19 protein-coding genes are annotated in these 23,678 nt (G+C 39.6%); 10 read left to right on the top strand and 9 right to left on the bottom strand.

Annotation, left to right across the window (positions count from 1 at the left end):
- The first annotated feature begins 222 nt into the window (after nucleotides 1-222).
- The 6 genes from IPO27_00495 (at nucleotide 223) to IPO27_00470 (ending at nucleotide 5,309) form a co-directional block, all read left to right on the top strand.
- Nucleotides 223-561 (top strand): hypothetical protein, encoded by a 339-nt coding sequence (locus IPO27_00495; protein ID MBK8845095.1) that lies wholly within the window; start codon nucleotides 223-225, stop codon nucleotides 559-561.
- Nucleotides 558-698, top strand: coding sequence for a hypothetical protein (locus IPO27_00490; protein ID MBK8845094.1), 141 nt, complete (start codon nucleotides 558-560; stop codon nucleotides 696-698). The genes IPO27_00495 and IPO27_00490 overlap by 4 nt, the downstream gene beginning before the upstream one ends.
- A gap of 79 nt (nucleotides 699-777) precedes the next feature.
- Nucleotides 778-1,494: a 4-hydroxy-tetrahydrodipicolinate reductase gene (gene dapB, locus IPO27_00485; GenBank protein MBK8845093.1), complete on the top strand. Its 717-nt coding sequence runs from the start codon at nucleotides 778-780 to the stop codon at nucleotides 1,492-1,494.
- Nucleotides 1,495-1,626: 132 nt separating this feature from the next.
- Nucleotides 1,627-2,868 (top strand): insulinase family protein, encoded by a 1,242-nt coding sequence (locus tag IPO27_00480; GenBank protein MBK8845092.1) that lies wholly within the window; start codon nucleotides 1,627-1,629, stop codon nucleotides 2,866-2,868.
- 1 nt (nucleotide 2,869) lies between these two features.
- Nucleotides 2,870-4,156 (top strand): insulinase family protein, encoded by a 1,287-nt coding sequence (locus IPO27_00475; GenBank protein ID MBK8845091.1) that lies wholly within the window; start codon nucleotides 2,870-2,872, stop codon nucleotides 4,154-4,156.
- Between the two features lie 10 nt (nucleotides 4,157-4,166).
- The gene (locus tag IPO27_00470; protein MBK8845090.1) at nucleotides 4,167-5,309 is read left to right on the top strand and encodes a methyltransferase domain-containing protein; all 1,143 of its coding nucleotides are present in this window, start codon (nucleotides 4,167-4,169) and stop codon (nucleotides 5,307-5,309) included.
- Nucleotides 5,310-5,358: 49 nt separating this feature from the next.
- On the opposite strand, the gene IPO27_00465 is transcribed toward IPO27_00470, so the two are convergent.
- The 5 genes from IPO27_00465 to IPO27_00445 form a co-directional block, all read right to left on the bottom strand.
- Nucleotides 5,359-6,708 (bottom strand): vanadium-dependent haloperoxidase, encoded by a 1,350-nt coding sequence (locus tag IPO27_00465; GenBank protein ID MBK8845089.1) that lies wholly within the window; start codon nucleotides 6,706-6,708, stop codon nucleotides 5,359-5,361.
- Nucleotides 6,709-7,488: 780 nt separating this feature from the next.
- The gene (locus IPO27_00460; protein ID MBK8845088.1) at nucleotides 7,489-8,040 is read right to left on the bottom strand and encodes a hypothetical protein; all 552 of its coding nucleotides are present in this window, start codon (nucleotides 8,038-8,040) and stop codon (nucleotides 7,489-7,491) included.
- A 296-nt stretch (nucleotides 8,041-8,336) separates the two neighbouring features.
- Nucleotides 8,337-10,169 carry a DEAD/DEAH box helicase gene (locus IPO27_00455; GenBank protein ID MBK8845087.1) on the bottom strand — a complete coding sequence of 611 codons (1,833 nt, stop codon included), beginning with the start codon at nucleotides 10,167-10,169 and terminating at the stop codon, nucleotides 8,337-8,339.
- A gap of 59 nt (nucleotides 10,170-10,228) precedes the next feature.
- A complete protein-coding gene (locus IPO27_00450) occupies nucleotides 10,229-11,281 on the bottom strand; it encodes an RluA family pseudouridine synthase (GenBank protein ID MBK8845086.1) in 1,053 nt (350 codons plus the stop codon).
- A complete protein-coding gene (locus IPO27_00445) occupies nucleotides 11,282-15,901 on the bottom strand; it encodes an amino acid adenylation domain-containing protein (GenBank protein ID MBK8845085.1) in 4,620 nt (1,539 codons plus the stop codon).
- 257 nt (nucleotides 15,902-16,158) lie between these two features.
- Between IPO27_00445 and IPO27_00440 the strand changes: the two genes are divergently transcribed.
- Entirely contained in the window at nucleotides 16,159-16,965 is an 807-nt protein-coding gene (locus tag IPO27_00440) for a mechanosensitive ion channel (GenBank protein MBK8845084.1), read from the top strand.
- Between the two features lie 239 nt (nucleotides 16,966-17,204).
- A complete protein-coding gene (locus IPO27_00435) occupies nucleotides 17,205-17,441 on the top strand; it encodes a hypothetical protein (GenBank protein ID MBK8845083.1) in 237 nt (78 codons plus the stop codon).
- Between the two features lie 141 nt (nucleotides 17,442-17,582).
- On the opposite strand, the gene IPO27_00430 is transcribed toward IPO27_00435, so the two are convergent.
- A complete protein-coding gene (locus IPO27_00430; GenBank protein MBK8845082.1) occupies nucleotides 17,583-18,983 on the bottom strand; it encodes an MBL fold metallo-hydrolase in 1,401 nt (466 codons plus the stop codon).
- Between the two features lie 101 nt (nucleotides 18,984-19,084).
- On the opposite strand from IPO27_00430, the gene IPO27_00425 reads away from it, so the two are divergent.
- The gene (locus IPO27_00425; GenBank protein MBK8845081.1) at nucleotides 19,085-19,522 is read left to right on the top strand and encodes a nucleoside deaminase; all 438 of its coding nucleotides are present in this window, start codon (nucleotides 19,085-19,087) and stop codon (nucleotides 19,520-19,522) included.
- Between the two features lie 158 nt (nucleotides 19,523-19,680).
- On the opposite strand, the gene IPO27_00420 is transcribed toward IPO27_00425, so the two are convergent.
- On the bottom strand, nucleotides 19,681-20,550 hold the full coding sequence (locus IPO27_00420; GenBank protein MBK8845080.1) for a T9SS type A sorting domain-containing protein: 870 nt from the start codon (nucleotides 20,548-20,550) through the stop codon (nucleotides 19,681-19,683).
- 260 nt (nucleotides 20,551-20,810) lie between these two features.
- On the bottom strand, nucleotides 20,811-21,581 hold the full coding sequence (gene mazG / locus IPO27_00415) for a nucleoside triphosphate pyrophosphohydrolase (GenBank protein ID MBK8845079.1): 771 nt from the start codon (nucleotides 21,579-21,581) through the stop codon (nucleotides 20,811-20,813).
- A gap of 86 nt (nucleotides 21,582-21,667) precedes the next feature.
- Between mazG and IPO27_00410 the strand changes: the two genes are divergently transcribed.
- Nucleotides 21,668-22,081, top strand: coding sequence for a DUF1801 domain-containing protein (locus tag IPO27_00410; protein ID MBK8845078.1), 414 nt, complete (start codon nucleotides 21,668-21,670; stop codon nucleotides 22,079-22,081).
- Nucleotides 22,082-22,084: 3 nt separating this feature from the next.
- On the opposite strand, the gene IPO27_00405 is transcribed toward IPO27_00410, so the two are convergent.
- Nucleotides 22,085-23,668, bottom strand: a complete 1,584-nt coding sequence (locus IPO27_00405; GenBank protein ID MBK8845077.1) for an FAD-binding protein — start codon at nucleotides 23,666-23,668, stop codon at nucleotides 22,085-22,087.
- Nucleotides 23,669-23,678 lie beyond the last annotated feature (10 nt).

Below are 23,678 nucleotides of genomic sequence, written 5' to 3'. Positions count from 1 at the left end.
CTATAATATAAATACCACCTACTGCAGGTGGTATTTTTGTGTGGCATTATCTTTAATAAAGACTTTTACATTTGTAAAAAAAATGAGTTGCTTCGTTTTCTGATTTTAAAACCAGGTCATTTGCAAGTTAGCATGTTTCAAAAAGTTGTTTTGGTAGCGTTAATCTTATTGGGTGGGTGCAATTATTTTGCATGTGCCCAAACTAAACCGTTTAGCAAACCCATGCCATCACAAATTGATTCAGCAATTTATATGCATTCGCCACGCAAAGCGGCCCTCTTGAGTGCAGCACTGCCCGGCCTTGGACAGGTTTATAATAAAAAGACTTGGAAGGTACCGGTCATTTATGCTGGCGAGGGGGTACTTATATATTTTGCAATTAAAAACAAGCAAAACTTTAATGTGTACAAAGACGCCTTGAAGTCGCGTTACGATGACGATCCAACTAACATCGATCCATTTATAGATATCTATTCGGATGCAGATTTAATCGAATTAAAAATTACTGGAGGCGCAGCCGCGACTTGTGCATCATTGGTGGCGTGGTGTTATATGCCATGAATATAATTGATGCTTATGTAGATGCGCATGTATTTTATTTTGATGTGAGTGATAAGGCCATATTGTCCTACCAGCCATGTTTGTTGCAAAATCGTGGCGGCAACTTGCCGGGGGTACAACTTGGCTTGAGGTTTTAAATTAATAAAAGGAATAACCCGGCATAAATTAGCTTTAAGAATTTAGCAGAAGGATTAATTCATTTAACAATAACTATATATGAACATAGCGCTTATTGGATATGGAAAAATGGGAAAGGCCATAGAGCGGCTAGCAACCCAAAGAGGACATACGATAGCAGCTGTTTATGATCATGATAATTTTTTAATAGACCAACTTATTAAGAACAAGCCTGATATAGCTATCGAATTTACTACGCCTGAAGCTGCATTTGCAAATTGTTATAAATTGTTGGAAGCTAAAATTCCTACCCTTTGTGGTACCACCGGTTGGCTTCAAGGGATAAATGAAATTAAAGACCTATGCAACAAGCAGCAGGCCACCTTTTTGCATGCCAATAATTTTAGCATAGGTGTTAACCTGTTTTTTAAGTTGAATAAAATGTTTGCTCAGCTAATGCGCGATCATGAGCAATACAATGTAAGTATGTGTGAGGTACATCACATTCATAAGAAAGACGCTCCTAGTGGTACAGCTTTGCAATTGGTAAATGATTTAATCGAAAGTCTTCCTAATAAGTCGGCTTGGCAACTAGATCAAAACACAACCGGAAACCCACAGGAAATAATAATAGAAGATATTCGCGAAGGGGAGGTTCCGGGTATACATAGCATTAGGTACGAATCGGATGTTGATAAAATGGAAATAACACACACTGCCAAAACGCGCGATGCCTTTGCTATAGGCGCAGTTATGGTGGCAGAGTGGCTTAGCCATCAACAGGGATTTAAGACCATGAACGATTTTCTTGGTTGACAACAACTACAGGTGTAATCAATTTGCTTTCTGTTAGCTGATACGTTATGCATAAAATAGTAATTACTAACCATGGTATATGGTTATGGTTACAAAATGAGTTAAAATAAAAAATACGGATATATTTAGTTTATGATTAATTACGAAAAATATACACTGGCAAACGGATTGAAAGTGCTGATACATAAGGACCAATCGACTGCGTTGGCCACTATGAATATTATGTACAATGTGGGTGCCCGAGACGAAGCTCCTGATAAAACAGGATTTGCTCATTTGTTTGAGCATTTAATGTTTGGCGGGTCAGTTAATATTGATAATTACGATGAGCCGGTACAATTGGCAGGTGGCGAAAACAATGCTTTTACCAATAACGATCTTACCAATTATTACCTTACACTTCCTGCTAATAATATTGAAACAGCATTTTGGCTTGAAAGTGATAGAATGCTAAATCTTGCCTTTAGTGAAAAAAGTCTTGATGTGCAGCGCAATGTGGTGATTGAAGAGTTTAAGCAACGCTACCTCAATCAGCCATATGGTGATGCATGGTTATTATTGAGGCCATTATGTTATAAAGTTCATCCATATCAATGGGCAACAATCGGAAAGGAAGTTTCGCATATCGAACATGCAACATTGGATGATGTGAAATCATTTTTCAGAAAATTCTATCATCCTTCCAATGCGATATTGTGTGTGGCAGGCGATGTAAATGCAGATGAAATATTAGCACTTTGCGAGAAGTGGTTTTCGCCTATACCGTCTCAGGAACAGCAAGCGCGAAACTTACCTAAGGAGCCTTTACAAACCGAAAAAAGGTTGATAGAAGTTTACCGCGATGTGCCGGTTAGCGGCTTATACATGGCATGGCACTGTTGCGCGCGTAATGATGAAGATTTTTATGCTACCGATTTAATTAGCGATATTCTTTCGCGGGGGAAGTCTTCGCGTTTATATAATACACTTGTTAAGGAACGAAAGTTATTTTCTGGAGTGAATGCCTATGTATTAGGAGAATTGGACAACAGCCTATTTGTGGTGGAAGGGAAACTACAGGAAGGCGTAACATGTGAACAAGCTGAGGCTGCGGTAGCAGAGGTAATTGCAGAACTTAGTGCTCAACCTGTAAGTGAGAATGAATTGCAAAAAGTAAAAAATCAGGTTATTGCTTCTAATGCTTTTTCTGATTTAAGTATAAGCAACAAGGCATTAAATCTTTGTTTTTATGAATTGCTTGGTGATGCCGCACTTGTAAATCAACAAGAAGCTTTTTACGAATCGGTTACTGCCGAAAAAATTAGACAGGTAGCTGCAGGAATATTTTCCAATACTAATTTGTCTACTATCTATTACCACAAAAAGAATGATTAAAATGATAGATCGAAAATCAGCGCCTGCCATCTTGCCGGCAAAAAAAATTAATATCACTAATCCTGATTATATTGCATTAGACAATGGCATGCCATTGTATGCGATGGGTAATGACCATGAGGAGGTAGTAAAAATTGAAGTGTTGTTTGATGCAGGAAGCGATAAGAACAGCCAGCAGCAAGTGGCCGAAGCCACGTGCAATTTGAGTGACGATGGACATGTAGGATTATCGGCATCGGCCGTGGCCGAAAAATTTGAGTACTATGGTGCAAGTATTGAAACGCTTTGTGAATACCACTTATCTTCGATGTCTTTGTATGCCATGGCAAAACATGTACATAAGTTGATGCCTGTTTTTTGCGACTTGTTGCAAACTCCTGAATTTGCAACTGGCGAACTCGAGAATTATAAAGTGCGCAACATTCAACAATTAAAGGTGCAGAGCGAAAAAACCGAATACATGGCGCGTATGCGCATGCGTAATGAGTTGTTTGGTGACCATGTATATGGTGCGGTGCCTGCTATAAGCCACTTTGAAAATCTTTCACGCGAGCAATTGCAAAATTTTCATGCATCTTATTATGCTACCAAACCTTTTATTGTTATAGTTTCGGGTTGTGCAAGTGAGGCATTGATTAAACAAGTAAATAAAACCCTGGGCAGCATTAAGTGTGCACCAGGCAGCACAGCTAATTTGTTTTCAAATCAGAAGCATGATTTGACGCTCAAGCAAGTGCCTCAGAAAATAAAAATTACCAAACAAGGTGCTTTGCAAAGTGCTGTGCGCATAGCTTGTGCGGCCGTTAATAAATCGCACCCTGATTATTTTAAGTTGAACCTACTTATAAATGTGCTTGGAGGTTATTTTGGATCGCGGCTTATGTCCAACATACGCGAAGATAAGGGATATACATATGGTATAGGATCTTCGCTTGTTGCCTATCGCGATGCAGCCATTATTACGATTGCCACCGAAGTAGGTACTGATGTTACCGCAGCAACACTCGAAGAGATTTATAAAGAAATAAACAAGCTTTGCAGTGAGGAGATACCTGCGCATGAATTGCAGGTAGTAAAAAATTATATGAGTGGAAGTATGCTGCGCTTGTTTGATGGAACATTTGCCCGTGCCGAAAGATTCAGAATGTTATTGACCAACTCGCTTACGAATGAATACTACCAGAACTTTATAGCCTCGTTGCACCAAATTTCATCAAAGCAATTGATAGAAACTGCCAACCAATATCTGTTGCATGCACCATGGACAGAAGTTGTTTGTGGTGACTGATGCTTGACCTATGATTTATCCGGGGCATATCACAACGGTTACAAAATTATACCAACAATTTGATGGCAAGTCTGCGGCAAGTTTATTTCTGAAAAATTATTTCAGGCAGCATAGAAGTCATGGCTCGCGCGACCGCAGAATTATTACTGAAGGCTTTTTTTCTTTGTTGCGAATTGGTAATGCCTTTGCAAAAAGAGATTTTCTTTTTCGCCATATGGCAGCTTCTGCGCTTACCGTGAATGAGCAGTGGCAAACGTATTGGAAGCAACATCACCACGAAGCTTTTGCAGCGGTTGAATCTGAACTTGTCTATTTCGATGCTGAGCGTATTTTTCCATGCGCAGAGCATATTTCAAGTACTGTTGATAAAGTTGCTTTTATAAAATCGCATCTGCATGAGAATGATATTTTTTTAAGAGTAAATAATAGTTATCAGAAAAAGGTACAGCAATATCTAACCCAACAGCAGATTCCATATGAAGTGATTCCCAAATCAAATTCAATTAGAATACAAAGGCATGCCGACCTTATGAGCAGCAGATGCTATCAGGCAGGTGCATTCGAGGTGCAGGACTTAATGTCGCAGGCGTGCATGGAGCAAATTGAAGTATTAGATAATGAAACATGGCTGGATGCATGTGCCGGGTCGGGTGGTAAAACGTTGGCATTAATGGATAGAGTTGTGCATCTTGGATTAAAAAATGTAACTATAACTGTAAACGATGTTCGGCCCGCTATTATTAAAAGTGCTCAGAGCCGGTTGGCCAAATACAATTTCACAAACATACATTTTAGTGTAGCTGATGCATGCCTGAAAATGAATGATAAGATGTATGACAAAATTATTATTGATGCGCCTTGCAGTGGCAGCGGCACTTGGGCTCGCTCTCCTGAGGCACTCAGTATCTTCTCACACGCACAGCTCGAAGAGTTTGTTGTTTTGCAAAAACTAATTTTAGCGAACGTATTGCAGGTATTAAGGAAGGGTGGTTATGCCTATTATATAACATGCAGCGTGTATCAAAATGAAAATGAAGATGTTTTGGCTATACTTCCTACTGACGAGTACACAATATTGTCAAGCGAGTATTATAAAGGATATGATACACGGGCCGATACCATGTTTATGGCAACTATTTATAAGCATAAATAAAAAATCCCCGCCACCAGGCGGGATATATAGTCATTGTTAACAGATTCTATTATTTGTAAAAATCAAGTTTGCCGATATTTGCAGCAATTTGCTCACCGCATATTTTTCCATTTTCATTGGCTGCAGTAAAGTGAATGCCTCCATATAAACGCGATAGAGCCGCTTCATTAGCAAAGGACATAAAGTTACTAAACCAACGAGGCTGAAATCCATCAGGAACCTTTGAATGGTCAACAAACGAGTAGTTATATCCATAGATATCACTAAGGATTCTTGCTGCTGCACCGCTTTGCGTTGAGTGTCCCGAGGTATATTCAGGAAATGGTGGGGTGGTAATGAGTGGTGTCCAATTGGCATCAATATGCTGTTGTATAAAGGTAACGGGGCGCATGGTGCTGTAAGTGTATTTTACTTTCCAGCAATGTATAAAAGCATCGCATACTGCCATGCCTACTTTTGCAAATACCATGGCGCTTGTAAATAAATCGGAATTTGATTTGCGTATTACTTGCGATGCTATCTGCATCGAGTGTCCGGGTGGAGTCAAGGTGCCTGCTCCATCTGCCCAATATAATGCAATGTTAATTTGTGCCGGTGTCAGGTTGTTTTTTGTATTGTAAACTTCCATTGCTTGTATGTAATACAAGGAATTAGTTGCGGTAGAATAACTTGGCGGATTAGGAACGACAACAAATGGATTGATTGCAACAAAGGGTCTCACATCTCCCCAATGTGGTTGCATAGGTGCAGCATATGCTGGTGGTGTGGGTACCCACATACCAAGACCAGATAGGGGTACGAAGTTTGGGTCGTTATTTTTGAGATAACCCTCGTGGCCAACAGCATCTGTCATCGACCAATTGTAAACATGATCAGCTACGGATTTACCATAAGCTTCAGAGGTTAAAATTAGAAAATTGCTCCACGCAGCCAAATGCAAATTATGAAAGTACAATTCGAGTGAGTCGATACTTGCTTTGTTGGCAGTGGAGGTTCCCGGGAAAAAATTTCGCATCGTTTGTGCCATGCACGCATTAGCTGCGGCAAACCATTTAGTGTATTGTGCGGTAGGAGCTGCAACTGCAGGCATACCAATTTGAGAAGCTATAGACTGCATATTGCCACTACCATTTACGGTTGCTTCGTATAAGGCCACACCTGCATATCCAAGTGCGCGCGATGCAACAGGAGGGGTATATCCGGGTGTGGTCTTTATCAGTTTGGTCATCATATCCATCCATGCTATCGGAACATCATTATTGTTTTGTTTTTTCTCTTCTGCAGAGTAGTTAGTAGCCACCGGATTTGGTGTTGGCAATTCCTCTTCGCGTTTACACGATGATATTACCATAGCATAGTATAGCAATGCTAAAAATAATTTGATACTGGCTTTTTTCATATTTAAAATTATTATATGTTATATGTGTTTTCGAATTAAAAGCGTGGTGATGCTACCAATATGAGCCAATAGATGCGTTGGCTTTTGATTAAAAATAGGCTGCAATTTTATAACATAAAATTTATTTATGCCTACAAAAAGGTATAATTCACCCAAATTAATGGTTATTTTGCATCTTCTTTTAGCAAAGTAGCGGCCATATTTTAAAACATGACCGAAAGAATCTATCCTTTCTAAGTTCTTCTTATTTGTTTGTTGCATTGAGTAGGATTTTTATGCCTACAAGTATTCAACGCATTTTCTCCGGCATATGGAATTTCAACTCTTACCATTTGGTTCAACTGATTTTTTCTTTCGTCTTCGCATAAAAATTCTTAATGTTGAATTTATTTACGTTTAAAATTAACCATCTCACTAGATGAATAATTAAATTTTTACTTCATAAAATTTAGCACAAATTTATTAAACAGACTATTTTCAAAGTATGATTTTCCTCATGCGATGAATTATAATTTTAAGCTTAAAAAAATTTGTCTAACCCTAAAAAATATTTTATTCACACAAATTGCACTACTAAATGTGAGAACAGATACTAAACAGGGACAACCTCAAAAAGCAAAAATTTTGCCATGAATTGCAAATAGGTTTTTTTAAAATTATGAGGAAAGAAAAGTTTGGTAAAAAAGTTTCCAGCTAGGGTAAACGATTGCATTAGTTATTTTAAAACCAAGTAGTACAAATGAAATTTATTTAGCAAAGTTTTTTTTGAATGGGTTATGATTAATCCGCATTGTTTTCTTTCCCTTTATCACCTACAAATTGATCTTCTTTATTTTTAAATAAATCATTAAAGGTTGTGAGGCTGCCATATATACGGGTAATGTACTGTTGCAGGTTTACTTTTTCCTCATCGTTCATGTGCGGATGCGCATTAATGCGTTGCTCCATTACACGAACTCGGTCGCGCAACATTATTACCTTATGAAAAAAATTGTCGATTGAAATTTCTTTAGGTTTCAAACTAGTATTACCAGGATGTAAAACAATTTTACCACCTATCCACTTTTGTCCTAGAGGCACAGTTTCCTGTATATCGCTGTAGCGTTTTATTATATTTATTAGCGAGCGTTCTATATCTGACATGCTTACTAAATCAGTGTCAGGTTCAACCATTTCTATAGTTTCGAGCGCATTATTGAGGCGCGAAATGTCCATTTTACCTGCTCGTATAAACACCACAGTATACGTTTTGTTTTTTACATTGATAACAACACCTTCTCCAAATTCAGGGTGGCGCACTCGTGAGCCAATGCCATAGTCTTGATCTTCCATATTATTTTTGTTTTGAATAGCGGGGCAAATCAAAATTAATTTTTTGTTTAAAAAAAATGATTGGTACTTTTTTTAATAGATACAAAAGGTAAAATTGCGGGTAATGAAATCTTCTTGAGCATTCGCTTCTGTCATAATCAAAAACAAGGGCAAAAAAAAGAAGGTCTGATATGATTCAAACCTTGCCTTATTAAGAGTTTAAGATATTATATGCTAAAAAAGAAGATGCCAAATTTTACAGAGCAGGCTCATTCAAAATATACGGTCTTTATAATTGTAAAAGGCGGGTAAGAGTCTTAATATTTCTTGCGTGGACGCGACTGACCGCTGCGGTTTCCATATTCGCGCGTGTTTTCGCTTTTGTACCCACCTTCGCTTTTGCGGGCATAGCCACCGCCACCACCGCTTCTGCTGCTTCGGTTTCCACCACTGCCACCACCACCATCACGGCTTCCATACGATCTTCTCTTGGGGCCACTACCTCCACTTCCTTCAAATGACGATTGTCCCTGATTTTCGATGCGTACTTTACGATTTTGAAACATCCGTCCATTTAATCCATTAAGTACATCATCTACCTTATCCGGAGCAACTTCAACAAATGAATATACTCCTTTAATTACCACAAAAACAATGTCCTTTTTCTTGAGGTTGCAATTTTCGATTACAAGTTCTTTCATGGCATCAATATTAAAGCCATCGCGCGAACCAAGGTTGATAAATAATTTGGAGCCACGGCCACCACCATCTCCGCCACCAACACCTGGTCCATCGTTTCGTCTAGCATAATCCTGACTAACATTTAAGTCAACACCTTCCAGATAGTCGGCACTAAACCTGCGTAATTCTAAGCTGATCATTTTTTTAATCAATTCAGCAGGATCAAGTTCAAGCAACGGTTGCATTCCGGTAACTACTGCATCATCAAATATTCCTTCGTTAATTTCGCTGTTACTAAAAGTGTCTATAAAGGCAAGCAATTTTTTGTCGCGCACTTCTGCAGGCGATGGAATTAGTACTCGCTTGAATTTTACTCCTGATATGCGTTCAATGTCACGAAGTTTATATACTTCGCGCATGTTAAGCAGGGTAAACGAAATTCCTGTTTTACCGGCACGTGCAGTACGGCCACTGCGATGCGTGTAGTTTTCTACATCATCAGGCAAATGGAAATGTATTACGTGTGTTAGTCCTTGCACATCAATTCCACGTGCGGCAACATCGGTTGCACAAAGTATTTTTATTGCATGATGCCTGAAACGTGACATAACTTTCTCGCGTTGCTGCTGACTAAGATCTCCATGAATGCAATCGCTATTATATCCATCGCGAATAAGTTTGTCACTTATATCCTGAGTTTCGTTTTTTGTAGTACAAAAAACGATGGCATAAATATTATCACTGTTAAAATCGAGCATGCGCTTTAGCGCTGCATATTTATCTTTGGCATGCACCACCGAATATTCATGCGTGATATTTTCGTTCGAAGTATTTTTTTTCCCAATGGTAACCTCAAGAGGTTTGCGTAGATATTTGTTTGCTATTTCGCGAACATCTTTTTCCATGGTTGCGCTAAAGAGGCATACACGTTTCTCATCAGGCGTATTGCTCAATATGCTTTCTATATCATCTCTGAATCCCATGTTCAACATTTCATCAGCTTCATCCAGCACCACATAATCAACTTGAGTTATGTTTATTCTTTTACGCTCCATTAAATCCTGCAATCGTCCGGGAGTGGCAACAATAATTTGTGCGCCACGCTTCAATTCATCTATCTGTCCATAAATTCCGGCACCACCATATACGGCAACAATTTTCACGGCAGGCATATACTTGCTATATGCTTTTAGGTCTTTAGAAATTTGAAGACAAAGTTCGCGGGTAGGACAAATAATTAAGGCCTGTGTTTGGTTTTTTGTAAAATCAAGGCGCGTCATTAACGGCAATCCGAAGGCGGCAGTTTTTCCTGTGCCTGTTTGTGCAAGGGCCAAAATATCTTCATCGGTATCAATAAAAGCAGGTATTGTTTTTTCCTGTACAGGAGTTGGTTTTTCAAATCCCATTTCACCTATAGCTTTTAAAATCGGGTCGCTTAAGCCAAGGTCTGTAAATAACTTTTCACTCATTAGTTTATAAAATAAGGGCGCGAAGGTAGCCTTTTTTTCCTTATGAGCCTTTAAATGTTTTACTTTGGCTCGTGTGAATAGGCACGCCACCGCTCCAATACGGTTGCAAAGTCAGCAGGAATAGGGCTTTCGAAGTACATTTCTTTTTTGGTTTTTGGATGAATAAAGCCAAGTGATGCTGCATGTAAGGCCTGACGCGGAAGTATTTCGAAACAATTTTCGACAAACTGACGATATTTCTGAAAAACAGTTCCTTTTAATATACGATCTCCTCCATACTCATTATCGTTAAATAAGGGATGTTTTATGTATTTAAAATGCACGCGTATCTGATGCGTGCGTCCGGTTTCTAGTTTGCATTGCAATAGGGTTGTATAAGAAAATCTTTCGAGCACTTTGAAATGTGTAACCGCATGCTTGCCAACAGTAGTATCTTCAAACACATCCATTACTTTACGGTCTCGAACGCTGCGGCCAATATTTCCTGGTATTGTACCTTCATCCAGCACAACATTACCCCACACAAATTCATAGTAATGCCGTTTTGTTGTTCTATCAAAAAATTGTTTAGCTAAAAATGTAAGTGCCTCTTCTGTTTTAGCAAGCACAATCAAGCCGGAGGTGTTTTTATCAATACGATGAACTAGCCCGGGCCTTTGCGATTCAGATTTTAATGGCTTGCCATCCAGTTCAGGATGCAGGTGATGTATAACCGCATTTATTAATGTACCACGATAATTTCCATAAGCAGGATGAACCACCATGCCGGCAGGCTTATCTATTACAATAATTGAATCGTCTTCATAGATGATGGACAAAGGTATAGGGTCAGGGTATAACTCAATTTCGCGTGGAGGTTTTGATAATACCAGCGTAATTAAATCAAGAGGCTTTACCTTATAACTTGATTTTACCGCTAGGCCATTTACAAAAACCGAACCTGCATCTGTTGCTGTTTGTATTTTGTTTCGCGAAGTATTCTCTATGCGTCCATACAAAAATTTATCTATACGCACAGGTCCTTGTCCTTTATCAACTTCAATGCGCAGATGTTCAAACAGCTCGTCCTGCTCACCTCCTTCGTTTGCAAAATAAGCCTCTTCCTCTTTCATTTATTTTGGTTGAGTGGCCTTCGATTTTTTGTTTTTCAAAAGTACAAGGTGCTGCTGCATCAATTCTATTTGTTTTTGCATCATTAGCTTAAGGCGATCGTTGCTGCCTGCAGTGTGCGGAGTAGGTTGGGGAGCATCTTTATTAATGATATCAAGCCAAAATCTTTTTTTCTCAAATGGATAAGTTGGCAGTGGAATTAGTTTCCTCGATTCTAACGCATAATATTTACTCCAATCCACCTCAAGTCCGCGCAGCCATAATTGGCCAATAGCATTGTTTATGGTTTTCCACTCAAGCATATTATCATATCGGTCAGGCAACGAAGGTATGGCGACTTGCGCTTTCATATCAGTAGCTTGTTGCTTCGCAAGTTGCGAAGCGGTATTGCGTGGCCCACATTCAAGCAGCACATGGGTAGGGTTTTCTTTCCATAGATTTGAAATAGCAGTTGCAAACTGCACCGGTACACGCAGGTGGTTGGTCCAGTAATCTGTATTTTGTGCTTCTGTATCGGTAAGTATATACGAAGTTACCGTTGATTGAATTTTAATTGCTGGTGGATGCAGTTTTATAGATGCCACTACTTTTTTGAATTCGGGAATTACGGGATCCATCATGGGCGAGTGGAAGGCATGTGATGTATGAAGTAACTTGCACACAATCTCTTCTTGTTCAAGTTTCGATTGCAGGGATGCAATCGCATTATCGGGTCCTGAAGCAACGGTAAGCTCAGGCCCATTAATAGCTGCTATAGAACAGTCATCCGTAAGCAACGATTTTACTTTTTCTGCATTTGCCCTTACCGATAACATACTTCCTTTGGGCATACTTTGCATGAGGTTGGCCCGTGCGCCTACCAGGCGCACTGCATCTTCCAGACTAAACACCCCTGCCAGACAAGCGGCAACAAATTCGCCAATACTATGTCCACATAGCACTGCAGGCTTTATGCCCCAATGCATCCACAAGTGTGCCAGTGCATATCCAACAGTAAATAATCCCGGCTGGGTGTATTGCGTTTGCTTTAGTAATGTTTCCGATTCTTCACTGCTAAGATTTTCGGCAAACATGAGTGCCTTCAGATTTATACCTGCATGTTTGTTGAATAATTCAAAACATTGGTCGGCATATTGACGAAATATTATTTCGTCATCATATAAAGCCTTGGCCATCCTCACATATTGTGCCCCTTGCCCTGGGAAAATAAAGGCAACTTCAGGTTTCCCCGATTTTGATAGGTATGAACCACTAAGCTTTGGCAGTGGTTGTTCCAGTTGTTGTAAAAGCTCGTCACGGTTGCCATATACGAAGTAACTACGATTTGCCAGTGGCAAACGTGATGTTTGATAAGTAAAGGCGAGATCGGCATCATTCACAGTGTTTTTTTGCAAAAAGTATTTAAGCTCTTGCTTATAACGTTGTAATGCGGCATCGTTTTTTGCCGACAATACCAATGTTTGTGCCGGCCTTGCAATGCCTGAAGGCATTGCCTTTGGCGCTGCCTCTAAAATGATATGGGCATTGGTGCCACCAACTCCAAAAGATGAAATGCCTGCCCGCAGCACATACTTATCGCTTTGCCAATCTGTTAGCTTATTAACTACATAAAAAGGCGAATTTGCAAAATCAATTGTTGGATTTGGATTTTTAAAATTAATAGTAGCTGGTATTTTTTTATGATAAAGTGAAAGTGCCACCTTAATCAAACCGGCAACTCCCGCTGCGGCTGTAAGGTGTCCGAAATTACTTTTTACCGATCCTAACCCGCACGTCTGACGCAACTTTTTGTCTATGGTAAATGCTCTTGATAATCCTTCAACTTCAATGGGGTCTCCGATGGGTGTTGCTGTACCATGCGCCTCAACATAAGAGATGGTTGATGCATCAACATTTGCTTTGGCATGTGCCATCGCAATCACCTGTGATTGCCCTTCGGCACTAGGTGCTGTAAAGCTTGCTTTATGTGCGCCATCATTGTTTAATGCGCCACCACGTATCACCGCATAAATGGTGTTGCCATCTGCCACCGCATCCTTATAGCGCTTCATGGCTATCATGCCTGCCCCATCGCTAAACAGTGTACCGCGCGCATCTTTGTCAAAAGGATTACAATGTCCATCGGCACTGTTCATGCTGCCTTCGTTGTAAAGGTAACCGCTATTTACCGGAGAGGTAATAGCAATACCTCCTGCAATGGCTATATCGCATTTGTTTTCGAACAATGCATCGGCAGCATTTATAATGGCAACAAGCGAAGTACTGCAAGCGGTATGTATGCTTAATGCAGGTCCTTTTAAATTTAATTCATAAGCAATGCGGGTGGCAATATAATCTTTCTCATTATTGGTCATGGTTAAGAAGGCACCTACTTGCTCTTCTTGTTCAGGATGAGACTTTACATTGTTTTGATAGTATGTATTATTACCGGTGCCAGCATATACTCCTATAAGTCGGTTTTCCTTTTCAGGATTTATACCTGCTAATTCAAGCACCTGATGCGATAACTGTAACAGTATACGATGTTGCGGGTCGGTAACATCGGCTACCTTAGGATTGATACCGAAATAAGCGGCATCAAACTTATCAGCATCATACATAATACCTCGTGCACGCACATAGTTAGGGTCATCAATCAATTCTTTAGGCAAGGAAGGGTCGAGTTCTTCTTTGGAAAAAAAGGTGATACTTTCTTTTTCAGTAACAAGGTTCGACCAAAACTCATCAATAGAGTCTGCCCCCGGAAATTTGCATGCCATACCTATGATGGCTATTCCATCTTCCACGTTTTCAACTTTGGCAACGGTATTATTAAAACGATTTTTTATAGCATTTTGCAAATCTGAATTTGATTCATTTTCTATACGCAAAAGTAATGAACTGATGGCAGGATATTGAAATAGCCACGTTACCGGCAAGTCTTTGTTGAGCAGCATATTCATGCCGGCTGTTGCTTTTAGTGCAAGCAATGAATTTCCTCCCAACTCAAAAAAGTTGTCGTTAATACCAACCGAATCAATCTCAAGTATTTCGCTCCATAAACCGGCAAGCAGTTTTTGTTCTTTTGTAACGGGGGCTGTATATGCAGATTGCAAGTTAGGCCGTGAGGTATCAGGAATGGGTAAGCTTTTGCGATCAATTTTTCCGCTCGGAGTTCGCGGTAATTCGGGCATAAACACAAATGAGGAGGGTTGCATATAGTCAGGCAACGAAGCAGCAACATGTTTTTTAAATTCGGTGACTGTAGCTTTACTTCCGGCATATAGTTGCACATAAGCTACCAGCTTTTTTGCACCGGGTTTATCTTCGCGCACGGTTACTGCACAGGAATTTACTTGTGCATGCTTCGCAATACAAACTTCTACCTCGCCTAATTCGATACGGTAGCCGCGCACTTTTACCTGTCCATCTATGCGGCCAAGGTATTGTATGTTGCCATCAGGTAGCGTTTTAGCAAGATCTCCGGTTTTATAAATGATGGTTTTTCCTCCATCAAGTGGATTAGAAATGAACCGCTCATCGGTAAGTGTTTTATTATTTAAGTATCCCGAAGCAAGACAACTTCCTTTTACATATAATTCTCCTTCATCACCATCCTTTACCGGTTTCATGTTTTCATCTAACAACAGAATTTCGGTATTGGCTATTGCTTTACCTATTGATGGTAATGCGGGCCAGCTACTGGCTGCCCCTGTTAGCATAAATGCTGTGCAAACATGGGTCTCGGTAGGGCCATAATGATTCCAAAGTGTGCAATGACTATTGGTTGTAAAAAATTTAATGATAGCTGGAGTTGTTTGCAATTGTTCACCGGCAGTTATTACTTCGGTAAGTGTTTCAAGTTTGGTTTCTTGTTGAGCAGCTGTTTCGGCAAGGTGCTGCAGGGCAATGAATGGAAGAAATAGACGGTTTATTTTTTGTTCGTTAATAAAGCGAAGCAGGGAAGGAGCATTCAATCGCATTTCATCATCAATCATTACTAACGTGCCCCCAATACTCCAGGTTGCAGCTATTTCCTGAAACGAGACATCAAAACTTATCGGTGCAAATTGTAATGTAACGGTACTGTTATATGCTTGGCTATTTTGAATTTGCCATCTGATTAAATTTACAAGACTGCTGTGTGGCATAGCCACACCTTTAGGTAGTCCGGTACTGCCGCTTGTAAACAAAATATAGCATAAGTCAACAGTTTCGCTAAGGTTAATGTTGGTATCTGCCTCAAGATTGGTTTTCAAATCTTCCATTAGAACCGTTTCTATGGCATGCCCCGCAAATACATGTTTTAAATTATAATTGGTAACAAGGTGCGTAATGCCCGATTGCTTAATCATGTATTGCAAGCGCTCAGCCGGATATTCCGGATCAAAGGGAACATAGGCAGCTCCACATTTCAGAATGGAAAGTATAGCAAGCGGTAACTCAATGCCTCGAGGTAAACATACACCTATCATAGTTGAATTTCGGGTAGTTTCCTTCAATTGCATAGCAATTGAAGCAGAGGCTTGATATAGTTCGCTATAAGTATAAGTGGCCTCATTATAACATAATGCAATACTATCGGGGAAATGTTTATACGAGTTGTCGAAAAAATCTACAACCCGAATATTGTTTTTGCTCAAGTATCTTTTCTACAAATTGTTTCTTTTCCATCGGCAATAATTAGGTTGCAAAGGTATAGCAATTACCTTGTATAGGTTAGCATATTGGCCATGGTTTGTTAAAAGGTCCTTGTTTGTAAGTTAACACACGCGTTATTTAAGTGACTAAAAAGATGGCGATGTTTGTCTTTCAAAATAATAAAATACGCTTCGTTAATAGCATATGCTAACGGTGGCATAAGTATTGCTTCTTAGGCGTAATTCAAAAAATAAACTCTATGTTAGATTTAGCAAACATCACAAACAGCATTGGCTCTGTAATAGCCAATTATGCCCCCAAAGTGGCGGGCGCGATAATTGTTCTTATAATCGGTATGTGGATTATTGGCAGGCTTGGCGCCCTGGCCGATAAGGGCATGCAAAGACGGGATATGGATGTTTCGCTTCGTTCATTTTTACGAAGTATTGTCAGCATCGGTCTTAAAGTGATATTAATAGTAAGCGTGGCGGGAATGTTGGGCATTCAAACATCATCCTTTGTTGCCATATTAGGAGCTGCGGGTCTTGCTGTTGGTTTGGCATTGCAAGGCAGCCTTGCAAACTTTGCCGGTGGGGTGTTGACGTTAATTTTCAAACCATTTAAAATTGGAGACCTTATAGAAGCGCAAGGACAAACCGGGGTAGTTAAGGATATTCAGATTTTTAATACCATACTTTTAACGGCTGACAATAAAACAGTAATTCTTGCGAATGGTGCATTGAGCAATGGTACAATTGTAAATTATAGTAAAGAAGGAAATATTCGTGTAGGCATTAACTTGTCGGTATCTCCCAAAAATGATTTTCAAAAAGTACGCGAAACCATCATGCCTGTGCTTACTGCTCATCCCAAGGTGTTGCGCACGCCTGCTCCTTCAGTAAATTTTTCAGGATTTGGCGATAGTGCTGTAAATATTGCGGTACTGCCATATACAACAGTAGAAGATTACTGGAGTGTTTATTTTGAAATTCAGGAAGGAATTAAAAAAGCATTTGAAGCCAACGGAATAATTGCACCGGTAATTGCCAGAAATATTATACAATAAGCATTGTAAGTTCGAATGCAGTACAGGGCAACCTTATGGTTGCCTTTTTTTTTAGTCTCGGAAATTATTTTGATTGAAGTTAGAAAAACCCAATCTGGCATTAGTGCCTGCGTATAATGAAGAAAATATTGACCTGCTTCCGTTTAATTAATTAATAGAGAAGTTAATGTGTTGCCTGCAAACGAATATGGATATAGTTAGAAAAATAGATTTGGCAAGAGAGGATTTTAGATAAGCGTGTGGAAAATGGTCGAATAAAGCTAAAATCGCGTATATCCAATACCGAGCGTGAGTTACAAAATAGGGCTTTGCGTTTTTCTTGTAGCGATGCGATGGAGTTAGGTTGCTTTGATTATGATACCAATACACATCGAAATTCGCGCTTATCGAAGATTTACGTGAAGGCCCCCCTCGGTATAAGACAGATCGTTAACACTGCTATCGTGTTGTGTTATGCAATTATTTGTTTAGGGTAGTAATCAGAACAGGTAAAAGTTTGTACGTTTAAGGTGGTAGTAATTTCGAGCCTTCAGCCCCAGTTTACGTTTTGTGCATAACCATGAAAGCACCCAAGTGCCATCCATAAAATTAGTTTTGAATTCATCACCGTTGTTTTATTAAATAGTAAACGATTGTCCCCTTGAAGGAATTTCAATATTAGTATATCCATTATCAAGCAAATGATTTTTCCATGCGGTTTGTCTTTTAATTTCACCATGAACCAAAAATATTTTTTTCACTTTGCTTTTATTTTGGCAACTTAAGTATTGAAGCATTTCACCATAGTCGGCATGAGCGCTGTAAGCACCTATCTTGTCAACAGCACAACGCACTTTTTTCTTTTCTCCAAACACACGTATTTCTTCTGCACCTTGCAATAGTTGCCCACCAATCGATTCGCTGGGCAAGTATCCAACTATCAATATCAAATCTTTATTATCCTCTACATTGTTGGCAATGTGATGTTTTATGCGTCCTGCTTCGGTCATGCCCGAAGCTGCAATTATTACACCCGGGTTTTTGGTTGAGTTCAATGCTTTTGATTGGGCTACCTCTTTTATGTAATGACATTTTTCAAAACCAAACGGGTCGTCATCACGTTTCATATACTCTTTAACCGAATCGTTAAATGACTCGGTATGCTTGCGCATAATATTGGTTGCACTTACCGACAATGGGCTATCAATATAAACATCGATGGGAGGAATTATCTTATTCGTAATTAATCGGTCAATGGTATAAACCAACTCTTGTGTGCGGCCAAGCGAAAATGCAGGAATAATAACACGACCCTTGCGTTTAAAGCAAGTTTCCATTATGGCACGTGCCATATGTGATTCGGCATCTTCGGTTTTGTCATGCAGGCTATCGCCATACGTGCTTTCGCAAATAATCACATCAGCTTGTGGAAAAGGTTGAGGTGGACGCATTATTTTATCAGAGTACCTCCCAATATCGCCACTAAAAAATACGCGGGTAGCTTTATCATCCTCGTAAATATTTATGTTAACTGCTGCACTTCCCAATATGTGGCCGGCATCGGTAAACATAAATTCGATATCATCATCAATTCGTTCCCACGTGTCTAGCACTACCGGAATAAATTGATTCATGCACGCCTTCGCATCTTCGATAGTATAAAGCGCTTCAAGTGGTTTCTGATTTTTTTTTGCTCGCTTTTTATTTAAAAACACTACGTCTTGTTCATGTATGTGGGCACTGTCTTGCAACAGAATTTCGCACAAGTCTATGGTTGCTGGTGTTGCAAATATTTTTCCTTTATATCCTTGTGCACATAAGTATGGTATGTTACCGCTGTGATCAATATGAGCATGCGATAGTATCAGGTAATCTATCTCGTGTGGCGCAAAACCAAAATGACGGTTAAATGTATCGTTATCAGAGCCAAGGCCCTGAAACAGCCCACAATCGAGCAATAATTTTTTTCCATTATTTAAGGTAATAAGATGCTTGCTGCCGGTTACTGTTTGTGCTGCGCCATGAAATGTAATTTTCATATCTGTGTTTATTTTTTGTGCAAGGTTGCAATTATTTTCCAACTATGAAATTATTAGAACTGCTCAATTGCAATTCTTACTTTTGCTAAAAATGTTGACCTATGCAAAAAGATAAATTTATGCAACTCGCTATTGACGAGGCGCGCAAGGGGCTTGATGAAGGTGGAATTCCCATTGGCTCCGTCCTCATGCGTAATGGAGAGTTAATTGCCTCGGGACATAACAAACGGGTACAGGAAAAAAATCCTATACTTCATGGCGAAATGGATTGCCTTAATAATGCAGGACGAATTGGTAGTTATCGCGATACTATTATTTATTCAACACTCATGCCTTGCTACATGTGTGCGGGCACCATCGTTCAGTTTAAGATTCGCAAGGTGATAGTAGGAGAGTCGGTTACGTTTGCCGGAGCGCGCGAATTTATGGAACAACATGGGGTGGAGGTTATTGACCTTAACCTAGATGAGTGTATCGAAATGATGCAGGATTTTATAAAACAAAATCCGGAGCTTTGGAGTGAGGATATTGGTGAGTAGAAATTATTAATCATAACATAAGGACTGACCTTGCAAGTTGAATTTGACATTTAAAAGGAATGTCTAATACGAAACCAGAATTTCAATTTATTTTCGTATAAAATAAAAAACCATCGGGCACAATATGCATCCGATGGTCTTATTCAAATTTTTTATTGCTATTTCTTTTCTACAAGCAATTTCTGAGTAATCTTTTCTTCTCCCGAAACAAGACTAATAAGATATAGTCCTTCTACTAAATTATCAAGCGCCACGGTTGATTTATTAAAGCTGACATTCTGTATCAATACAGCAGCGCCTTTGCTATCCATTATGGTAAGGTTATACTCCTTGCCATTTGTGAGGCGAGGAAATACAATCTTATCTTTTGCAGGATTTGGAACAAATAAAATTTGGTGAGCAACGGCCGACTCATCAATGCTATTAGAAAAATAGGCAGCAGGTACTTCGGTATAGCCTCCACTATTATCAAGGGTTCTTACCGCCTGATGCATGTTTCCTAAAACTCCCAAGTTGTAATCAAATGCATCAGTACCTAACGTTAATTCGCTGGGATTGGAATAGACTGAGTCAAGAAACAATTTTGTTACCCATGACTTTAAGGTGCCTTTAATAATTAAATCAACAGGAACATTTGTTGGCATTCCTCCAGATGTAACATCTGCAACAAAGGCGGCTGGTGAATTGCCATTTGGGAATAGAGCACTCCAGGCTACCGAAGCACTGTTGTTTGCACCCCATGGATTAAAAAACGGGATTGGATTGGTAGTGCCACTGTCAACAAATGCCACATAATAAATATTGTCGATCCAATTTTGAATCGCATAATACCCGCACGTGCAGTATTCGCCTGCAGTACCGCCTGCAGTTTTCAGGTCTTTGATTGTAAACTCTACATGCGTAAATGTAGAATCAACTTTGGTATTAACTTTTGGTGCTGGTGGTGTGGGATCTACACACGCCAAAGCAACTTGAAATTGGACAGTCAAACAAATAGTCAGACACAAGAAGGTAAATTTTTTTTTCATAATAAATGGGTTTTAAATTATTAATAATAAAGTACAGTACGTAATAAGTAACTTGTTTGTTAGCGAGCTATTAATAATTTGTAAAATATTTTCGAGAGACTGGTTCACATAAGCAGAAACCAGCATTATTCTAGTTAAATAATTCGGCAGCTGTTACGATACTTATATACGTTTTAACTCAAATGTTTTATAATCAAAATGACATGTTGAATTTCAATACTGCCTGTTGTAATAAGTGTAAACTAGATCTAGCAATAATTTTACCTAAATACCTCTTTGGCTTTATTCCAGTAAACATCCATTTCATCAAGATTCATTTGCGCTAAGGCTTTTCCGGCTTGGGCTACCGCTTCTTCCATATGCATAAATCGCTTCATAAATTTTTTATTGGTTCGTTCTAATGCTTCTTCCGGATTTACATTTACAAAACGGGCGTAATTTATAAGTGAAAAAAGTAAGTCGCCAAACTCCTGTGTTATTCGTTCCTGATTGCCAATGGCAATCTCTTGATTTAGTTCCGAAAATTCTTCCTCCACTTTAGCACGTACCTGTGCTACCTGGTCCCAATCAAAACCTGCCCCACGCGCTTTTTCTTGTATCCGAATTGCTTTAACAAGAGATGGCAACGAAGCGGGCACACCTTCGAGCACCGATTTTTTTCCCTCTTTCATTTTTATCTGCTCCCAGTTGCGTTTTACAGTTTCTTCATCATCTGCTTTTACATCGCTATAAATATGAGGGTGCCGCACAATAAGCTTGTCGCAAATAGCATGTATCACCTCTGTTATATCAAAGGCGTTGGTTTCGCTTGCAATTTTAGCATAGAATACAATGTGCAGTAAGATGTCGCCAAGTTCATTTTTTATTTCATTGGTGTTCTTTTCAAGGATGGCATCGGCCAGTTCATACACTTCTTCAATGGTAAGATGACGAATACTTTCCATAGTTTGTTTTTTATCCCATGGGCACTTTTCGCGCAATTCATCCATAATAGTCAGCAGTCGCTGAAAGGCTTCTTGTGCTTTATTCATTTCAATAATTTTGAGTCAGAAAATTTGCCGCAAGGTAATAAGAAGCCGCGGGTTTTTTAAGTATGTTTGAGTTCAATTTATCACTCATGGCCAATTATAATATAACCGAATTGTTGCTGCGTTTGCCAGCAGAGGAGCGTTTAATAACCGATGTGTTGAGGCAAATTATTCAAGATACTCTTCCATCTTATTGCCGCGAAAAAATTTCGTATGGGGTGCCTTATTTTTATGGTAACAAAGGAATATGTCTGATATATCCTGCTTCGGTTCCTCGAGGCGGTTTTAAAGAAGGGGTGCTGTTAGGGTATTGGTATGGCAACCGATTAATTGACCCTGATCATTATCTTACACATGGTACTAACAAGCAAATATTTTATAAGATATTTAAAAGTGCCGAAGAGATTGATGATAAAGCTATCATAAAACTGCTGCATGAGGCTATTGAATTGGATATGCAATTTGCTAAAACGAAGAGCAAGAGGAGTAAGGTCAGCAAGTAGAATTTAGTTACTAGTCGATGTTAAAAAATCACAAGCAGCAGCAGCACATCGTTCGCCATCAATTGCTGCACTTACAATTCCACCGGCATATCCTGCACCCTCGGCACATGGGTAAAGCCCTACAATTTCGCTATGTTGCAAGGTGTCTGCTAAACGAGGTATGCGAACCGGTGACGAGGTGCGCGACTCTGTTGCTACCAATACAGCCTCGTTGGTAAGGTAGCCGCGCATTTTATTTCCAAAATTTTTCAAACCTGTTTTAAGCATTTCTGTAACGGCAGTTGGCATTATGTCTGTTAGTGCTGCACTACTTATTCCCCGGAATATAGCTGCATGCAGGTAAGGTTGATGATTTTTTGTTTTCCAAAAATCCATTACGCGTTGTGCCGGTGCAGTAAGATTGCTGCCTCCGGCTTCGAAACATTTTTTTTCAATTTCTTTTTGAAATTGAAGTGCACGCAACTCGCCATGTTTTGCATATGGAGCAAAGTCATCTTCGTTTATACTTATTACCATGCCGCTGTTTGCAAAGGGATTATTTCTGCGCGAAGGCGACCATCCATTTACTACAAGTTCGTTTGGGGCAGTGGCTGCAGGTGCTATAATGCCGCCCGGGCACATGCAAAAGGAATACACACCACGGTTGTCATTGCTTGTAAATGCGAGCTTATACGATGCCGGTGGAAGGTATTCGTCACGAACATCGCAATGGTATTGTAGTTGGTCTATAAGCGATTGCGGATGCTCAATACGAACCCCCAGCGCAAAAGGTTTGGCTTCGATTGCAATTTTTTCGCGATGCAAATATTCAAACACATCGCGTGCCGAGTGGCCTGTAGCAAGTATTACGGCATTGCCTGCAATAGTTTGTGTATGCCCACTGTGCACATCTTTTACGTTCACACCTTCGATGGTTTTGCCACGCAACAAAAAATTTTGAAAGCTTGTGTTATAATGTATTTCTCCACCACAATCAATGATGGTATCACGCATCTTTTCAATTATTACGGGCAATTTATTGGTGCCGATGTGTGGATGTGCTTCGATCAAAATTTGTGAGGTAGCGCCAAAATATACCAAGGTGTTTAAGATTGATTTCACATTACCACGTTTATCGCTGCGTGTATAGAGTTTACCATCGCTATAAGTGCCGGCACCACCTTCGCCAAAGCAATAATTGCTATGTGGGTTTACAATACGTTGTTTGTTTATGGCAGCAAGGTCGCGTCTGCGGTCGCGCACGTTTTTACCTTGTTCTATCACAATGGGTTTCAGGCCTTTTTCAATAGCCTTGAGTGCCGCAAACATTCCTGCAGGGCCACAGCCCACTATAATCAGCGGTTTGCAGTTGCCTACCTGTTGCAAAGGTAAGGTGATTGCCTCCTCTTTTTCGAGCTCACTGTTAATGGAATAATTAACTGATAGTTGAATTTTTATAGAGCGTTGACGTGCATCAATCGATTTTTTTTGAATACTGAATGCAAGACGGTCAGCTGCAGTAAGGTGTAATTGTTTGCGAAGGGCAATTTCTATTTCGTTATCATTGGCCGCCTGTTGTGGTAGCAAAATGATGTTGATGTTTTGCATGGTATAGGGT

The sequence above is a fragment of the Bacteroidota bacterium genome (genome assembly GCA_016714535.1).
GTDB lineage: Bacteria > Bacteroidota > Bacteroidia > AKYH767-A > OLB10 > JADKFV01.
Note: the sequence above shows the minus strand (reverse complement) of the source record. Positions and strands in the feature narration are given on the sequence as shown.